The organism is Amycolatopsis sp. NPDC051061 (assembly GCF_040682935.1).
Classification (GTDB): domain Bacteria; phylum Actinomycetota; class Actinomycetes; order Mycobacteriales; family Pseudonocardiaceae; genus Amycolatopsis.
The window spans coordinates 77,043-91,208 of the sequence record NZ_JBFBBZ010000004.1; the positions used below are offsets into that span (position 1 = coordinate 77,043).

General features: G+C 70.6%; 17 protein-coding genes and 1 pseudogene. 11 read left to right on the plus strand and 7 right to left on the minus strand.

Annotated features, from left to right (window positions below):
• Nucleotides 1-22: 22 nt before the first annotated feature.
• Nucleotides 23-595, plus strand: a complete 573-nt coding sequence (locus tag AB0N03_RS06835) for a GNAT family N-acetyltransferase (RefSeq protein WP_364366524.1) — start codon at nt 23-25, stop codon at nt 593-595.
• Nucleotides 596-657: 62 nt separating this feature from the next.
• On the plus strand, nt 658-1,806 hold the full coding sequence (locus AB0N03_RS06840) for a type I restriction endonuclease (protein ID WP_364366527.1): 1,149 nt from the start codon (nt 658-660) through the stop codon (nt 1,804-1,806).
• Here AB0N03_RS06840 and AB0N03_RS06845 read toward each other — a convergent pair.
• From AB0N03_RS06845 to AB0N03_RS06860, 4 genes are all read right to left on the minus strand, one after another.
• Nucleotides 1,785-3,014, minus strand: a complete 1,230-nt coding sequence (locus AB0N03_RS06845) for a serine hydrolase domain-containing protein (protein WP_364366530.1) — start codon at nt 3,012-3,014, stop codon at nt 1,785-1,787. The genes AB0N03_RS06840 and AB0N03_RS06845 overlap by 22 nt on opposite strands.
• A gap of 110 nt (nt 3,015-3,124) precedes the next feature.
• A complete protein-coding gene (locus tag AB0N03_RS06850) occupies nt 3,125-3,937 on the minus strand; it encodes a siderophore-interacting protein (protein ID WP_364366533.1) in 813 nt (270 codons plus the stop codon).
• Between the two features lie 26 nt (nt 3,938-3,963).
• Nucleotides 3,964-4,335, minus strand: a complete 372-nt coding sequence (locus AB0N03_RS06855; protein ID WP_364366536.1) for a hypothetical protein — start codon at nt 4,333-4,335, stop codon at nt 3,964-3,966.
• Nucleotides 4,332-4,748, minus strand: a complete 417-nt coding sequence (locus AB0N03_RS06860; RefSeq protein ID WP_364366539.1) for an SgcJ/EcaC family oxidoreductase — start codon at nt 4,746-4,748, stop codon at nt 4,332-4,334. Before AB0N03_RS06860 ends, AB0N03_RS06855 begins: the two co-directional genes overlap by 4 nt.
• Before the next feature lie 171 nt (nt 4,749-4,919).
• Here AB0N03_RS06860 and AB0N03_RS06865 point away from each other — a divergent pair, with 171 nt between their 5' ends.
• Complete coding sequence (locus tag AB0N03_RS06865) at nt 4,920-5,534, plus strand: TetR/AcrR family transcriptional regulator (protein WP_364367154.1); 615 nt, start codon at nt 4,920-4,922, stop codon at nt 5,532-5,534.
• Here AB0N03_RS06865 and AB0N03_RS06870 read toward each other — a convergent pair.
• The 3 genes from AB0N03_RS06870 to AB0N03_RS06880 form a co-directional block, all read right to left on the minus strand.
• Nucleotides 5,531-6,451, minus strand: coding sequence for an NADP-dependent oxidoreductase (locus AB0N03_RS06870; RefSeq protein WP_364366542.1), 921 nt, complete (start codon nt 6,449-6,451; stop codon nt 5,531-5,533). The two genes, AB0N03_RS06865 and AB0N03_RS06870, sit on opposite strands and share 4 nt — an antisense overlap.
• 60 nt (nt 6,452-6,511) lie before the next feature.
• Complete coding sequence (gene hemW / locus AB0N03_RS06875) at nt 6,512-7,729, minus strand: radical SAM family heme chaperone HemW (RefSeq protein WP_364366545.1); 1,218 nt, start codon at nt 7,727-7,729, stop codon at nt 6,512-6,514.
• 61 nt (nt 7,730-7,790) lie between these two features.
• A complete protein-coding gene (locus AB0N03_RS06880; protein WP_364366548.1) occupies nt 7,791-8,006 on the minus strand; it encodes a hypothetical protein in 216 nt (71 codons plus the stop codon).
• A gap of 74 nt (nt 8,007-8,080) precedes the next feature.
• On the opposite strand from AB0N03_RS06880, the pseudogene AB0N03_RS06885 reads away from it, so the two are divergent.
• The 8 genes and pseudogenes from AB0N03_RS06885 to AB0N03_RS06920 all read left to right on the plus strand — a co-directional run.
• Nucleotides 8,081-8,404, plus strand: a pseudogene (locus tag AB0N03_RS06885) (TetR/AcrR family transcriptional regulator); the annotation flags it as partial.
• A 61-nt stretch (nt 8,405-8,465) separates the two neighbouring features.
• On the plus strand, nt 8,466-8,552 hold the full coding sequence (locus tag AB0N03_RS06890) for a putative leader peptide (RefSeq protein ID WP_350310667.1): 87 nt from the start codon (nt 8,466-8,468) through the stop codon (nt 8,550-8,552).
• Between the two features lie 108 nt (nt 8,553-8,660).
• Nucleotides 8,661-10,349 (plus strand): nitrite/sulfite reductase, encoded by a 1,689-nt coding sequence (locus AB0N03_RS06895; protein ID WP_364366551.1) that lies wholly within the window; start codon nt 8,661-8,663, stop codon nt 10,347-10,349.
• Complete coding sequence (locus AB0N03_RS06900; RefSeq protein ID WP_247055118.1) at nt 10,346-10,501, plus strand: Insertion element protein; 156 nt, start codon at nt 10,346-10,348, stop codon at nt 10,499-10,501. The genes AB0N03_RS06895 and AB0N03_RS06900 overlap by 4 nt, the downstream gene beginning before the upstream one ends.
• The gene (locus AB0N03_RS06905; RefSeq protein WP_364366554.1) at nt 10,498-11,193 is read left to right on the plus strand and encodes a phosphoadenylyl-sulfate reductase; all 696 of its coding nucleotides are present in this window, start codon (nt 10,498-10,500) and stop codon (nt 11,191-11,193) included. Before AB0N03_RS06900 ends, AB0N03_RS06905 begins: the two co-directional genes overlap by 4 nt.
• Before the next feature lie 10 nt (nt 11,194-11,203).
• Nucleotides 11,204-12,154, plus strand: coding sequence for a sulfate adenylyltransferase subunit CysD (cysD, locus tag AB0N03_RS06910; protein ID WP_364366557.1), 951 nt, complete (start codon nt 11,204-11,206; stop codon nt 12,152-12,154).
• On the plus strand, nt 12,154-13,416 hold the full coding sequence (locus tag AB0N03_RS06915) for a GTP-binding protein (protein ID WP_364366560.1): 1,263 nt from the start codon (nt 12,154-12,156) through the stop codon (nt 13,414-13,416). Before cysD ends, AB0N03_RS06915 begins: the two co-directional genes overlap by 1 nt.
• Nucleotides 13,413-14,150 carry a sirohydrochlorin chelatase gene (locus tag AB0N03_RS06920; RefSeq protein WP_364366563.1) on the plus strand — a complete coding sequence of 246 codons (738 nt, stop codon included), beginning with the start codon at nt 13,413-13,415 and terminating at the stop codon, nt 14,148-14,150. Before AB0N03_RS06915 ends, AB0N03_RS06920 begins: the two co-directional genes overlap by 4 nt.
• The last annotated feature ends 16 nt before the right edge of the window (nt 14,151-14,166 follow it).

Sequence of the window (14,166 nt, forward strand, 5' to 3'; positions counted from 1 at the left end):
GGGCGGCCGCTAGGGTGGCGCGGTGACGCAGCCGCCCCCGGGATTCGACCGCACGCTCCTCCTCCGCGACGGCCGCCGGGTGCGGGTCCGCCCGCTCACCCCGCAGGACGCGCCGGAGCTGGGCGAAGCCATCCGGAACGCGGACCCGGAGACGCTGCGCAGACGCTTTTGCGGCTCGGCGCCGAGAGTGACCCCCCGTTTGCTGGAGCGGCTGACGGTGCTGGACTACGAGCGCCGGTTCGCCTTGGTGGCCCGTTCGATGGAAGGCCCGGGAGTGGCGGTGGCCCGCTACGAGGCAACGGGCAGGCGGATGGCGGAGGTGGCGATAGCGGTGGCCCCGGCCTGGCGCCGGGTGGGGCTGGCCTCAGCGCTGCTGCACATGCTGGGGCTGGCGGCGCTGGAGCGCGGATTCGATCGGTTCACGGCGGTGTATTCGGCGGACAACCGTCCGGTGGCGGAGCTGCTGGACTACGCCCGGGGGCGGCGGGTGATCGCGGAGGGGGTCGCGGAGGCGGAGGTCCAGTTGCGCGACCATCCCGAGGCGCCACTCGATGCCGCGAGCCGGAGCTTTTCCTTTTTCCAGCGGAATCCGTAACAGACCGCGCGACCGCACCGATCCAGGCCGGGCACCTCGACCCGCAACAGAACGGCACCGGCATGGACATCGCGGAGCGCGCGCAAGCACTCGCCCTGAAGATCCGCAAGCACAAGGACGGCATCGAGACCGAAGAGGCGACCAAGAACGCCTTCGTGATGCCGTTCATCAGCACTGTCCTCGGGTACGACGTGTTCAACCCGGCCGAGGTGATCCCCGAGTTCACCGCCGACGTCGGCACGAAGCGGGGCGAGAAGATCGACTACGCGATCGTGCACGACGGTCAGGTGCAGGTCCTCGTCGAAGCCAAGAAGATCAACGACCCGCTCCGGATCGAACACGCTTCCCAGCTCTTCCGCTACTTCGCCGTCACGAACGCCCGGATCGCCGTCCTGACGAACGGTCAGGTGTACGAGTTCTACACCGACCTCGACGCGCCGAACCGGATGGACGCCAAGCCGTTCCTCGTGCTGGACTTCGCCGACATCGACGAGACGCTGCTGCCCGAGCTGGCCAAACTCACGAAGGAGTCCTTCGACCTCGACTCGGTCATCAGCGCCGCGGGCGAGCTGAAGTACATCGGGCAGCTGAAGCGCATCCTCGCGGCGCAGTTCAAGGAGCCCGAGGACGAATGGGTGAAGTTCCTGACGTCGCGAGTCTACGAAGGCGCGATCACCCAGCGGGTCCGGGACCAGTTCGGCCCGCTGGTGGCCAAAGCGGCCCGCCAGTTCCTGAACGAGCAGGTCAACGATCGGCTGAAGAACGCGCTCGGCGGACCCGACTCGTACGTCAGCGTGTCGAGCGGGAGCACCGCGCAACCCGAGCAGCAGCCGCAACCGGAGCAGGCCTCCGAAGCGGATGACGCCGAGCGGGTCACCACGACCGAGGACGAACTCGAGGGCTTCCGCGTCGTCCGCGCCATCGTCTGCGCCGAAGTGCCCGTCTCACGAGTCGCCGCGAGGGACACCCAGACTTACTTCGGCATCCTTCTGGACGACAACAACCGCAAGCCCATCGCCCGGCTGTGGTTCAACCGGTCGAAGAAGTACCTGGGCGTGTTCGACGAGAACAAGGTCGAGACCCGGCTGCCGATCGCCGGCGTCGAGGACATCTACCAGCACGCGGACCACTTGCGGACCACGGTGGCGAGGTACCTCACCACCGTGCGTCCGGTAGTTGCGGAACCCGCTCAGTCCACCAGTGCCTGGTAAACCAGCTGCCGCAGCTGCGACCGCAGCCGATAGGTACTAGACGGCAACAGCTGCGTATAGAACCCCACCGTCAAGTCCTCATCCGGATCCACCCAGAAAGCCGTCGAAGCCGCCCCGCCCCAGGCGAACTCCCCCGCCGATGACAAAGTCCGCGCCTTCACCGGGTCCTCCAGCACCGAGAACCCCAGCCCGAACCCGTGCCCGTCGAACGGCATCTCCGCGAACAACGGACGCCCGTACTCCTCCAGGTCCACGTGCCCCGGCAGGTGGTTGCTCGCCATCAGCGACACCGTTCGCGGGGACAGCAACCGGACGTCGTCCAATGCGCCGCCGCGTAGCAGCATCTCCGTGAAACGCCAGTAGTCCGAAGCCGACGACACCAAACCGCCGCCGCCGGAAAGGCAGTCAGGGCGCGAAGTCCCCAGCCGGCCGAACGCTTCGTTGCGCGTAGCACGGCCAGTAGCAGGATCCGGGACGTAGAGGGCAGCCAAGCGGGATGGAGAAGAAGCCACGAACCCCGTCTCCGTCATGCCCAGCGGCGTGAAGATCCGCGACGAGAAGAACTCGTCCAGCGGCTGACCCGAAACCACCTCGACGAGCCGTCCCAGGACGTCCGTCGCGATCGAGTAGTTCCACTCCGCACCCGGCTGGAACAGCAACGGCAGCGACGCCCACTGCGCCGAACACGCGGCCAGGTCGAGCCCGGGCGGCGTCCCCCATTCGAAGCCCGCCGCCCGGTAGATCGCGTCCACCGGGTGGCCGTGGTGGAAGCCGTACGTCAGGCCCGCCGTGTGCGTCAGCAGGTGCCACACGCGGATCGGCGAACGAGCCGGCTCGGTCGACGGCTTGAGCGAAGACCCCTTGACGAACACCCGGGGCGAAGCGAACTCCGGCAGCCACCGCGAGATCGGGTCGTCCAGCTCCAGCAGGCCGTCCTCGACGAGCATCATCGCCGCGACCGACGTGATCGGCTTGGTCATCGAGAAGATCCGCCACAGCGTGTCGGTCTCCACCGGCGTGCCCGCTTCGACGTCGCTGTACCCGCCGCTGCCGACGTGGACGATCCGGCCGTGCCTGCTCACCACCGCGAGCCAGCCCGGTAACCGTCCATCCTCGACATACCGGTCGAAATGCGTGTCGATCCGGGAAAGCCGGGCCGCGTCGAACCCGGCTTCGGCCGGGTCGACGTCCACCTTGAGGTTCGCCATGCCGCGAGGTTACTGTGCTGTTGGCATCAATCCGGTCACAGCCACGGCCGAACGGCTTCGCGGCCACGGTTACCAGCCGTGCGGGGGTCGGCCTGCTTTTGGCCGGCTTGCTACCTCTCGCGAGCCCGTTCGGCCGCTTTCTCTTCGCGCCAGGCTTCGTCGTCCTTGCCGACGCGCCAGTACCCCGAAATCGACAGCAGCTCGCGCCGCACCCCGCGCTCGTCGAGCAGGTACCGCCGCAGGTCGCGGACGAACCCCGCCTCGCCGTGCACGAACGCCTGGACGACGCCCTCGCGCCACGGCAGCTCCCGCACCGCCGCGACGACGTCGCCGCCGGACGCGCGGTGCAGCCACGTGATCTGCGCGTTGGCCTTCGTGGCCAGCGACTGCTCCTCGTCGGCGTTCTCGACCAGGATCACGGCCTGCGCCGGGACACCGGCCGGCAGCGCTTCGAGCGACGCCGCGATGGCCGGCAACGCGCTTTCGTCCCCGGCCAGCAGGTGCCAGTCCGCCTCGGTGCCCGGCGCGTACGCGCCGCCGGGACCGGACAGCAGCAGCTCGTCCCCGGGCCGCGCGGCGGCCGCCCACGGGCCGGCGATGCCCTCGTCACCGTGGTGGACGAAGTCGAAGACGAGCTCGCCGGCCTGCGGGTCGAACGCCCGGACCGTGTACGACCGCATCCGCGGCCAGTGCTCCCGCGGCAGCGTGGCCCGGCATTCCTGGACGTCGAACGGCTCCGGGTATTCGACACCCGGGACCTTGAACAGCACCTTCACGTATGCGTCGGTGAACGCGTTGGGCTGGAAATCGGCGATGCCCTCGCCGCCCGCGACGATCCGGATCATGTGCGGGGTCAGCCGCTCGGTGCGCAGCACCCGCAGCCGCACCGCGGGACGCCCGGACCGCCGGGGTGCTTCAGCCATCGACAACTCCTCGCAAGAACTAAGGGTTACCTAAGCACCGTACGCGCCGAATCCGGCCCATGGCCACCGGGCCGCCCCAGTTCTTCGAGCATCCGGGCAAAAGCGGCAGCCGTCCGCGCTCGGAAGCCGAGGAAGAACCGGTTGGCCAGCGGGACTCCCCAGCGTCCCCAGGTAGCCGCGTTGACCACGCGATGCTCGACCCGCGAGCCCGCCGGATCGGCCGTGACGCGGTACTCCCCGCGGTACCACCACCCGCCCTGCACCGCGAGGAAACCGCGTTCGGCGTCGACCTCCGTCCGCATCGGATAACCACCCGCGGTCACCCGGCGCCGCAGCTCCTCGAACACCTCAGCCGGCGGCCGCGCGACGACCCCCGACACCTCCGCAAGCGTTTTCACCCGCGCGGATCCGAGACGCGCGTGTTCTGGAACGCCGTGATCAGCCATTCGCCGTCCTCCTCCACGAGCACGAAGCTGACGGTCGACTCACGGCCCGCGTCGGTGGTGTCGGCGCCGCTGACCGAGGAGCCACCGCCGACGACGACCACGGCGACGTCCGGGCGGACGAACCGCACCTTCGCCGCCGCGCCGAGCTGCCCCGTCAGCTGGGAACCCTTGAGCGGGCCCTCGAAGAGGGCACGGTGTGAGCTTTCGATCGCCTCGCGGCCCGGGAAGTTCCTCCCGAAGAACGTCACGTAGTCCGCGTCCTCGGTGAACAGCCGGGCGTAGGCGGCGGCATCGGCGGAATTCCAGGCCTCGGTGAGGAGGTCGAGCACGGCGCGGACGTCGGATTCGGCGGTGGTCGTGGTCATGAGCTCCCCTTCACGAACGTTGTTCGTCTTACGAACACCGTTCTACATACGAACGGCGTTCGCGTCAAGTACAGTGTTCGCGTGACCGTTCCCCCGCCGCCGTGGCGCAGCGCCCCCCGCCGTCGCGCCGCGAAACCCGCGCTCTCCCAGGAGCTCGTCGTGAAGACGGCGCTGGAAATCCTGGCCGGGGAAGGCCTCGACGCGGTCACCATGCGGCGGGTCGCGCAGGAGCTGGAGACAGGGCCCGCTTCGCTCTACGCGCACGTCGCCAACAAGGACGAGCTGGCGGAGCTGATGCTCGACGCCGTCCTCGCCGAAGCGCCGATCCCGGACCCTGACCCGGCGCGCTGGGACGAGCAGGTGAAGGAGCTGGTCCGCGGCCAGATCCGGGTGCTGGTCGCGCACCCCGGCATCGCCCGGGTGGCGTGGGACATCGCCGTGCCGGTCACGCCGAGCTCATTGCGGCAGGGCGAGGCGATGCTCGCCTTGCTGCGCGCGGGCGGCCTGACGCTCAAGCAGGCGACGTTCGCCGGCGACGCGCTGGCGCTCTACGCCAAGGCGTACGCGTACGAGGCGAGCGGCTGGACCTGGGGCGACATCGACGAAGCCGAGACGGCGAAACGCGGCGAGCAGATGGTGGCGTACATGCGATCCCTGCCGCCCGAGGCGTTCCCGAACATGCTGCGCATCGGCGAGTTCTTCTCCGCCGAGACGGCGACCGAACGCCTCGAGTTCGCCCTCGACGTCCACCTCGCGGGCCTGAAGGTCGTGGCGGCGAAGAACTAGGGCGTCAGCACGATCTTGCCGCGCGTGTGCCGCTGCTCCAGGTCGCGGTAGGCCTCGTGCACCTCATCCAGCGGGTAGACGCGCGCGATCGGTACCTCGAGGAGTCCCTTGCCCACCAGCAGGCTCAGCTCGCGCAGCACCTCGGCCGACGCGCCGGCCATGTTGCCCTCGGTCTTCACGTTGTACTTCGCGGCCGCCTCGTAGTCGATGATCGTGTCGATCCGCCCGGGGTGGATCCCCAGGTGCAGCGCCAATTCCACGTACCCGGAGCCGAAGGTGTCGACGAACGCGTGCACGCCGCCCGGGGCGGCTTCCCTGATCCGCTCGAGCACGCCGTCGCCGTAGGCCACCGGGATGACATTCAGCTCGCGCAGCCAGTCGTGGTTCGCTTCCCCGGCCAGGCCGATCACCGTGGCGCCGGCCAGCTTCGCCAGCTGGACGGCCAGCGATCCGACGCCGCCGGCCGCGCCCGAGACGACGACTGTGTCGCCCTCGCGCGGGCAGACCGCGGCCATCGCGGCGTAAGCGGTGGTGCCGGCGACGAACAGCGCGCCCGCGGCCTCCCACGAAACGCCGTCTGGCCGCGGCGTGAGGTCCGAAGCCTCGGCCACGACGTAGTCCGCGTGGCTCGAGCGCGTGTGCACGAAGCCGATCACCTCGTCGCCGACCGCGATCTCCTCGACGCCGTCGCCGAGTTCCGCGACGACGCCGGCGAAATCGCTACCTTGCCCGGACGGGAAGGTCGCCGGCCAGCGCTCGTGCAGGAAGCCGCGCCGGATGGCGGCCTCGCCCGGGTTGATCCCGGCGGCGCGGACCTCGACGAGCACCTGCCCCCGTCCCGGTGCCGGTCGCGGGACGTCCTCGATCCGGAGGACGTCCACGTCGCCGTACTCGTCGAACCTGATCGCGCGCGCCATGGGCCCTCCTAAAGTCGTTGCTCGATACAAGCAACGACAAGGCCCCGGGATTTAATCCCGTCAGCCCGCGAGACGCCGGACGACTCCGTCGGCCAGCAGCCGGCCACGGTCGGTGAGCACCGCGCGGCCCCGGGAGTCCAAAGCGGACGGATCGAGCAGCCCCTCGGCCGCCGCCGCGCGGGCTTCCGCGAGCCCCGGTTCGTCCAGCACGTCCAGCGGAAGTCCTTCGGCGACGCGCAGTTCGAGCATGATCCGCTCGAGGTGCTGGTCGTCGTCGGTGAGCACCTCGCGCCCGCCCGCGGGCGAGTCGCCGGCGGCCAGCAGCGCGGCGTAGCGCGCCGGGTGCTTGACGTTCCACCAGCGCACGCCGCCGACGTGGCTGTGCGCGCCCGGGCCGGCGCCCCACCAGTCGTCGCCGCGCCAGTAGCCGAGGTTGTGGCGACAGCGGGCCGCGTCGTCCGCCGCCCAGTTCGACACCTCGTACCAGCGCAGCCCGGCCGCCGAGAGCGTCGCGTCGATCATCTCGTAGTCCGTGGCCAGCACGTCGTCGTCCGGCGCGGGCAGCTCGCCGCGGCGCACCCGGCGGGCCAGCGCCGTGCCCTCCTCGACGATCAGCGCGTACGCCGACACGTGGTCGACGCCCGCGGCCAGCACGGCGTCGAGCGTCGCGAGCAGGTCGTCCGGGCGCTCGCCGGGCGTGCCGTAGATCACGTCGAGGTTGACGTGCTCGAACCCGGCCGCGCGCGCTTCGGCGGCGGCCTGGCCCGGCCGGCCGGGGGTGTGCACGCGGTCGAGGATCTTCAGCACGTGCCGCGCGGCCGACTGCATGCCGAGCGAGACGCGCGTATACCCGGCTTCGCGGATCCCGGCGAAGAACTCCGGCGACGTCGACTCCGGGTTCGACTCCGTCGTGACCTCGGCGCCCGGGGCGAGCCCGAAGACGTCGCGGACGGCGTCGAGCACCGAGGCGAGACCGTCGGCGCCGAGCAGCGACGGCGTGCCGCCGCCGACGAACACGGTGTCGGCGGCGGGCGGCACGACCAGGACCTTCGCGGCGAGCTCCAGCTCGCGCCGCAGCCCTTCGAGCCAGGACTGCGGCGACGAGCCCGAGTCCAGCTCGCCCGCGGTGTAGGTGTTGAAGTCGCAGTAGCCGCAGCGCGTCGCGCAGAACGGGACGTGGACGTAGACCCCGAACGCTCTGCTGCCGAGCCCCTTCAGCGCGCTCTCCGGCAACGCCGGATCGATCGAGGTGGTGGAGTCGGGACGCAGCACGGGCACCCCCCGATTGTCCCCTACGACGCCGGGAGGTTCGCCGCCGCCCAGTCCGGGTCGGGCGGGATCATCTCGATGACGTCGAGCAGCACGCCGTTCGGGTCCGCGACGTAGAAGTGCCGCTGCCGTAGAGCTCGTCGACGACCGGCGTGACCAGTGCCACACCGGTGTCCACCAGCCGCTTCGCCTCGGTGGCGGCGTCCTCGACGACGAGCCCGAACATCAGCCCCGCCGTCTCCCGTGCCCGGTAGGCCGGCGGGACCGACTCGTGCCCGCGCTGCACGAAGCTGATTTCGCAGCCGGGCGCGCCCGCGTTGACGCTGGCGAACCAGTCGACCGTCGCCGTCGACCGGGCGGGTCGCCGCGCTGCTCGGCGACCTGATGACCCGGCTGACCACTCGCCGCAGCTCCTACCTCGCCCTGCTCGAACTGCGGCTGGAGGCGAACCGCCGTCCGGAGCTGACGGCGGCGCTGACGGCGGCCGTCCAGGAGAGCTTCGAGCTGAGCGCGGACTTCCACGAGGCCGCCGGCCTGCCCGGCGGACGGGACGAGGTCCTGCTGCTCTATCTGGCCCTGACCGGCTTGACCGTCGAGCGGTTGACATTGCCCGAAGCCTTCGCCGGGTACTCGGACGCGCAGGTCGTGGCCCTGCTGGTCGATCGCATTCTCCCAGGCGAGTGACCCTGCTCCCACCATTCGGGCAGCCCTGGACCACATATTGGACGCGTGGCACGCTGACGCCGTGACTCATGCCGGTGTTCTCCTCGTGGCCCGCCGCCACGTCGACCTCCTGCGGGTCGCCAGCGCCCTCTGCGTACCCGTTCGCTGACTCCCGATCGCCACCACCTGCCACGAATTCTGGACAGCCGGCGCCGGAGGACCCCCCGCGAGCCGGTGGTCCTCCGCTGCCACGAAATGCCTCTCGGAGGACGCCGCCATGGCCACGCCCCAGACCCCCGCCCGCCCCGCGCGCGCCAAGCAGAAGCGCGGCGAAGGGCAGTGGGCGCTCGGTTACCGGGAGCCGCTGAACCCGAACGAGCGGTCCAAGAAGGACGACCACCCGCTGAACGTGCGGGCGCGGATCGAGAACATCTACGCCCACCGCGGGTTCGACGCGATCGACCCGGGCGACCTGCGCGGCCGCTTCCGCTGGTTCGGCCTCTACACCCAGCGCAAGCCGGGGATCGACGGCGGCCGCACCGCGACGCTGGAGCCCGAAGAGCTCGACGACCGCTACTTCATGCTGCGGGTCCGGATCGACGGCGGCGCGGTGACCACCGAGCAGCTCACCGCGCTCGGCGAGATCTCGCAGGCGTACGCGCGGGACACCGCCGACATCACCGACCGGCAGAACATCCAGTACCACTGGATCCGCATCGAGGACGTCCCGGCGATCTGGGACAAGCTCGAAAAGGCCGGCATGACCACGATGGAGGCGTGCGGCGACAGCCCGCGCGTCATGCTCGGCTCGCCGGTCGCCGGCATCTCGGCGGACGAGGTGCTCGACGGCACGCCCGCGCTGGACGAGATCAAGCGCCGCTACATCGGCAAGCCGGAGTTCGCGAACCTGCCGCGCAAGTTCAAGACCGCCGTCTCCGGCCAGCCGGACGTGGCACACGAAATCCACGACGTCGCCTTCGTCGGCGTGAACCACCCCGAGCACGGACCCGGCTTCGACGTCTGGGTCGGTGGCGGCCTGTCCACCAACCCGATGCTCGGGCAGCGCCTCGGCGCCTGGGTGCCGCGCGACGACGTGCCCGACGTCTGGGAAGGCGTCATCTCGATCTTCCGCGACTACGGCTACCGGCGGCTGCGCTCGCGGGCGCGGCTGAAGTTCCTCGTCAAGGACTGGGGTGCCGAGAAGTTCCGGCAGGTGCTGCAGGACGAGTACCTCAAGCGGGAGCTGATCGACGGCCCGCCGCCGGAGAACCCCGCCGTGCCGGTCGACCACGTCGGCGTGCACCCGCAGGTCGACGGCAACTTCTACGTCGGCGCGGCCCCGATCGCGGGCCGTGTGAACGGCGGCGCGCTCGTCGCCGTCGCCAAGGCCGCCGAGCGGGCCGGGTCGACCCGGGTGCGGTTCACCCCGCTGCAGAAGGTCGTCGTGCTCGACGTCCCGGAACCCCAGGTGCCCTCGCTCGAAGCCGAGCTGGCCGAGCTCGGGCTGGAGACGAAGCCGTCGCCGTGGCGGCGCGGGGTGATGGCCTGCACCGGGCTGGAGTTCTGCAAGCTCGCCATCGTCGAAACGAAGGCTCGCGCGCAGCAGCTGGTCTCGGACCTGGAGAAGTCCCTCGCGGACATCCAGGACGGCCTCGACACGCCGGTGACCGTGCACCTCAACGGCTGCCCCAACTCCTGCGCGCGGATCCAGACCGCGGACATCGGCCTCAAGGGCCAGATCGTCACCGACGCCGACGGCAACCAGGTCGAAGGCTTCCAGGTGCACCTCGGCGGCGGCCTCGGCCTCGACGCCGGGTTCGGCCGGAAGCTGCGCGGCCACAAGGTGACCGCTTCGGAGCTCACCGGCTACGTCGAACGCGTCGTGCGCGCCTACGTCGTCGGACGCGAACCGGGCGAGCGGTTCCCGCAGTGGGCCGCGCGGGCCGAGGAAAGCGCGCTCCAGTGACGTCCACCGAGCGTGCCGCGCCGTATTACTGCCCGTATTGCGGCGACGAAGACCTGCGGCCGGAAGAGAACGGCGGCTGGCTGTGTTCCGCCTGTCGCCGGGTTTTCTCGGTCAAGTTCCTCGGCCTGTCCCTTCCGGAGGTTTCCCGATGACCGCCACCGCCGACTACAAGACCCTCGCCGAGCGCGCCTCGAAAGAGCTCGCGGACGCCACCGCCGAAGAGGCGATCCGCTGGACCGTCGAGACGTTCGGCGAGGACTTCATCGTGGCGTCCAACATGCAGGACGCCGTGCTGATCGACCTCGCCACCAAGGTGAAGTCCGATGTGGACATCCTCTTCCTGGAGACCGGCTACCACTTCCCGGAGACCATCGGCACGCGCGACGCCGTGCAGGCGGTCTACCCGGACGTGAAGATCGTCAACGCCCAGGCCGAGCAGAGCGTCGCCGAGCAGGACGCGGAGTACGGCGAGAAGCTGCACGACCGCGACCCGACGTTGTGCTGCACCCTGCGCAAGGTCGTGCCGCTCCGCAAGACCCTGGCGAACTACTCGGCGTGGATCACCGGCGTCCGCCGGGTCGACGCGCCGACCCGCGCGAACACCCCGATCGTCACCTGGGACGACCGCAACGGCCTGGTGAAGGTCAACCCCATCGCGGCGTGGACCGACGACGAGTTCACCGGCTACATCCGGGAGCACTCGATCCTGGAGAACCCCCTGGTCTCGATCGGCTACCTCTCGATCGGCTGCGGGCCTTGCACCGCTCGCGTGGAGCCGGGGCAGGACCCCCGCAGCGGCCGCTGGGCGGGTCAGAGCAAGACCGAGTGCGGACTGCACGGTTGAGGAAGGACGCATGACGACCTTGGAGCCCGCCACCACTCTGCCCTCCGGGGGAGACCCCCAGGCCCCCCTGGCTACGGACAACTTGGCCGCGCTCGAGTCCGAGGCCATCCACATCTTCCGGGAGGTGGCGGGCGAGTTCGACCGGCCGGTGATCCTCTTCTCCGGCGGCAAGGACTCGACGCTGCTGCTGCACCTGGCGATCAAGGCGTTCTGGCCGGCACCGGTGCCGTTCCCGCTGCTGCACGTGGACACCGGGCACAACTTCGACGAGGTCATCGAGTTCCGCGACCGCGTCGTCGAGCGCCACGGGCTGCGGCTGGTCGTCGCGAAGGTGCAGGACTGGATCGACGACGGGCGGCTGGAAGAGCGCGCGGACGGGATGCGGAACCCGTTGCAGACCACGCCGTTGCTCGACACCATCTCCGAGAACAAGTTCGACGCCGTGTTCGGCGGCGGCCGCCGCGACGAGGAGCGCGCCCGGGCGAAGGAGCGGATCTTCAGCCTCCGCAACTCCTTCGGCCAGTGGGAACCGCGCCGGCAGCGGCCCGAGCTGTGGAACCTCTACAACGGACGGCACCGCCCGGGCGAGCAGGTCCGCGTCTTCCCGCTGTCCAACTGGACCGAGGCCGACGTCTGGAACTACATCGCCCGCGAGAAGGTCGATCTGCCGTCGATCTACTACGCGCACCAGCGCGAGGTGTACCTGCGCGACGGGATGTGGCTCGCCGAAGGCCCGTGGGGCGGCCCGCGCCCGGGCGAGGAGGTCCGCGAGCGGACGGTCCGCTACCGGACCGTCGGCGACGGCTCGTGCACCGGCGCGATCGAGTCCACCGCGACCACCGTCGAAGACGTCATCGCCGAGGTGTCGGCGTCGCGGCTGACCGAACGCGGCGCCACCCGTGCCGACGACCGGATGTCCGAGGCGGCCATGGAAGACCGCAAGCGTGAGGGGTACTTCTGATGAGCTCGCTGTTGCGTCTGGCCACGGCCGGAAGCGTCGACGACGGAAAGTCCACTTTGGTCGGCCGGCTGCTCTACGACACGAAGTCGGTGCTCGCCGACCAGCTCGACGCCGTCACGCGCGCGTCCGTCGACAAGGGACTGTCCACGCCGGACTTGTCGTTGCTCGTCGACGGCCTGCGCTCGGAACGCGAGCAGGGCATCACCATCGACGTCGCCTACCGGTACTTCGCCACGCCGAAGCGGTCGTTCGTGCTGGCCGACACGCCCGGGCACGTGCAGTACACGCGCAACACGGTGACCGGCGCGTCCACCGCGCAGCTGGCCGTGCTGCTGGTCGACGCGCGCAAGGGCGTCATCGAGCAGACCCGGCGGCACGCGGCGGTGCTGGCCCTGCTGGGCGTGCCGCAGCTGGTGCTCGCGGTGAACAAGATCGACCTGGTCGACTACGACGAGGCGACGTTCACGGTGATCGCCAAGGAGTTCGCCACGCACGCCGAAACGCTGGGCTACCCCCGGGGCTCGGTGCTGGCGATCCCGGTTTCGGCGCTGGAGGGCGACAACGTCGCGACGCGCTCGGAGCGGACGCCGTGGTACTCCGGCCCGAGCCTGCTGGAGCACCTCGAGGACGTGCCGGTCGCGCCCGACCCGCACGACTCGGCGCTGCGCTTCCCGGTGCAGTACGTGATCCGCCCGCGCACGCCGGAGTACCCGGACTACCGGGGCTACGCGGGCCAGATCGCCGCCGGCACGGTCCGCCCGGGCGACGAGATCGTCGTGCTGCCGCAAGGCATCCGCAGCCGCATCGAGCGGATCGACACCGCCGACGGGCCCCTCGAAGAGGCCGGCGCCGGGACGTCGGTGACGCTGCTGCTCACCGACGACATCGACATCTCCCGCGGCGACCTGATCGCCGCCGCGGACTCCCCGCCGCGGATCACCGACGAGATCACCGGCACGCTGTGCTGGCTGTCGTCGAAGCCGTTGAAGGCGGGCGCGCGTGTGCTCGTCAAGCACGGTGCCCGCACGGTCCAGGCGCTGGTCGGTGACCTCCACGCGCGGTTCGACGAGCAAGTACTGTCCAGTGTGGACTCGCCTTCGTCGTTGGAACTGAACGACATCGGGCTGGTCACGCTGCGGCTGGCCGAGGAGCTGGGCGTCGACGACTACGGCGACAGCCCGCGCACCGGCGCTTTCCTGGTGATCGACCCGAAGGACGGCGACACCCTCGCCGCGGGCCTGGTGGGTGAGCGCTTCTCGTGACGCCGCCCCTGGTCGCCGTCGCGCACGGCAGTCGTGATCCCCGCTCGGCCGCGACCGTGCGGGCGCTCGTCGACGTCGTGCGCGCGCAGGCGCCGGGTCTTTCGGTGCACGAGTCCTTTTTGGACCTCTCCGCGCCGCTCGTCACCGACGTGCTGCGAGGGTTGTACTCGTCGGGGCACCGGTCGGCGGTCGTGGTGCCGCTGCTGCTCGGGAGCGCGTTCCACGCCCGGGTGGACCTGCCGGCGCTGATCGACCAGGTGGTTTCCGAGTGCCCGGGCTTCCGCGTCGAGGTGTCGGACGTCCTGGGCGCGGATCCGGCGCTGGAGGCGGTGGCCCTGGACCGGCTGGCGTCCGCACCTCGCCGGCGTGGGACGGGTGTGCTGCTGAGCGCGGTCGGCTCGTCCAACGCGTCGGCGAACGCGGTCGTCGCTTCTCTGGCCGCGCGGTGGGAGGAGCGGCTGGGTGTCCCGGTGAGCGAGGCCTTCGCTTCCGCCACCCAGCCGGACATCCCCGCGGCGGCGGCCCGGTTGCATGCCCGCGGGGTGCGCCATCTGGTCGTGGTGTCGTGGTTCCTGGCACCCGGTCTGCTGCCGGACCGGATCTCGCGACTGGCCCGCGAGGCGGATCCCCGCGCGTTCGTCGCGGCGCCGCTGGCCGACGATCCGCGCGTCGCCGACGTCGTCATCAGCCGCTACGCCACCGCGGTGAGTGGGCTGCTCCGCCAGTACGCCTAGCCCGGCGCGCCTGCCA

Excerpts from the sequence above, each read along its gene's own strand:
- AB0N03_RS06840 (WP_364366527.1), top strand. The coding sequence starts at position 658 with ATGGACATCGCGGAGCGCGCGCAAGCACTCGCCCTGAAGATCCGCAAG.
- AB0N03_RS06845 (WP_364366530.1), bottom strand. The coding sequence starts at position 3,014 with ATGGCGAACCTCAAGGTGGACGTCGACCCGGCCGAAGCCGGGTTCGAC.
- AB0N03_RS06850 (WP_364366533.1), bottom strand. The coding sequence starts at position 3,937 with ATGGCTGAAGCACCCCGGCGGTCCGGGCGTCCCGCGGTGCGGCTGCGG.
- AB0N03_RS06860 (WP_364366539.1), bottom strand. The coding sequence starts at position 4,748 with ATGACCACGACCACCGCCGAATCCGACGTCCGCGCCGTGCTCGACCTC.
- AB0N03_RS06870 (WP_364366542.1), bottom strand. The coding sequence starts at position 6,451 with ATGGCGCGCGCGATCAGGTTCGACGAGTACGGCGACGTGGACGTCCTC.
- AB0N03_RS06895 (WP_364366551.1), top strand. The coding sequence starts at position 8,661 with ATGGCCACGCCCCAGACCCCCGCCCGCCCCGCGCGCGCCAAGCAGAAG.
- AB0N03_RS06905 (WP_364366554.1), top strand. The coding sequence starts at position 10,498 with ATGACCGCCACCGCCGACTACAAGACCCTCGCCGAGCGCGCCTCGAAA.
- cysD (WP_364366557.1), top strand. The coding sequence starts at position 11,204 with ATGACGACCTTGGAGCCCGCCACCACTCTGCCCTCCGGGGGAGACCCC.
- AB0N03_RS06915 (WP_364366560.1), top strand. The coding sequence starts at position 12,154 with ATGAGCTCGCTGTTGCGTCTGGCCACGGCCGGAAGCGTCGACGACGGA.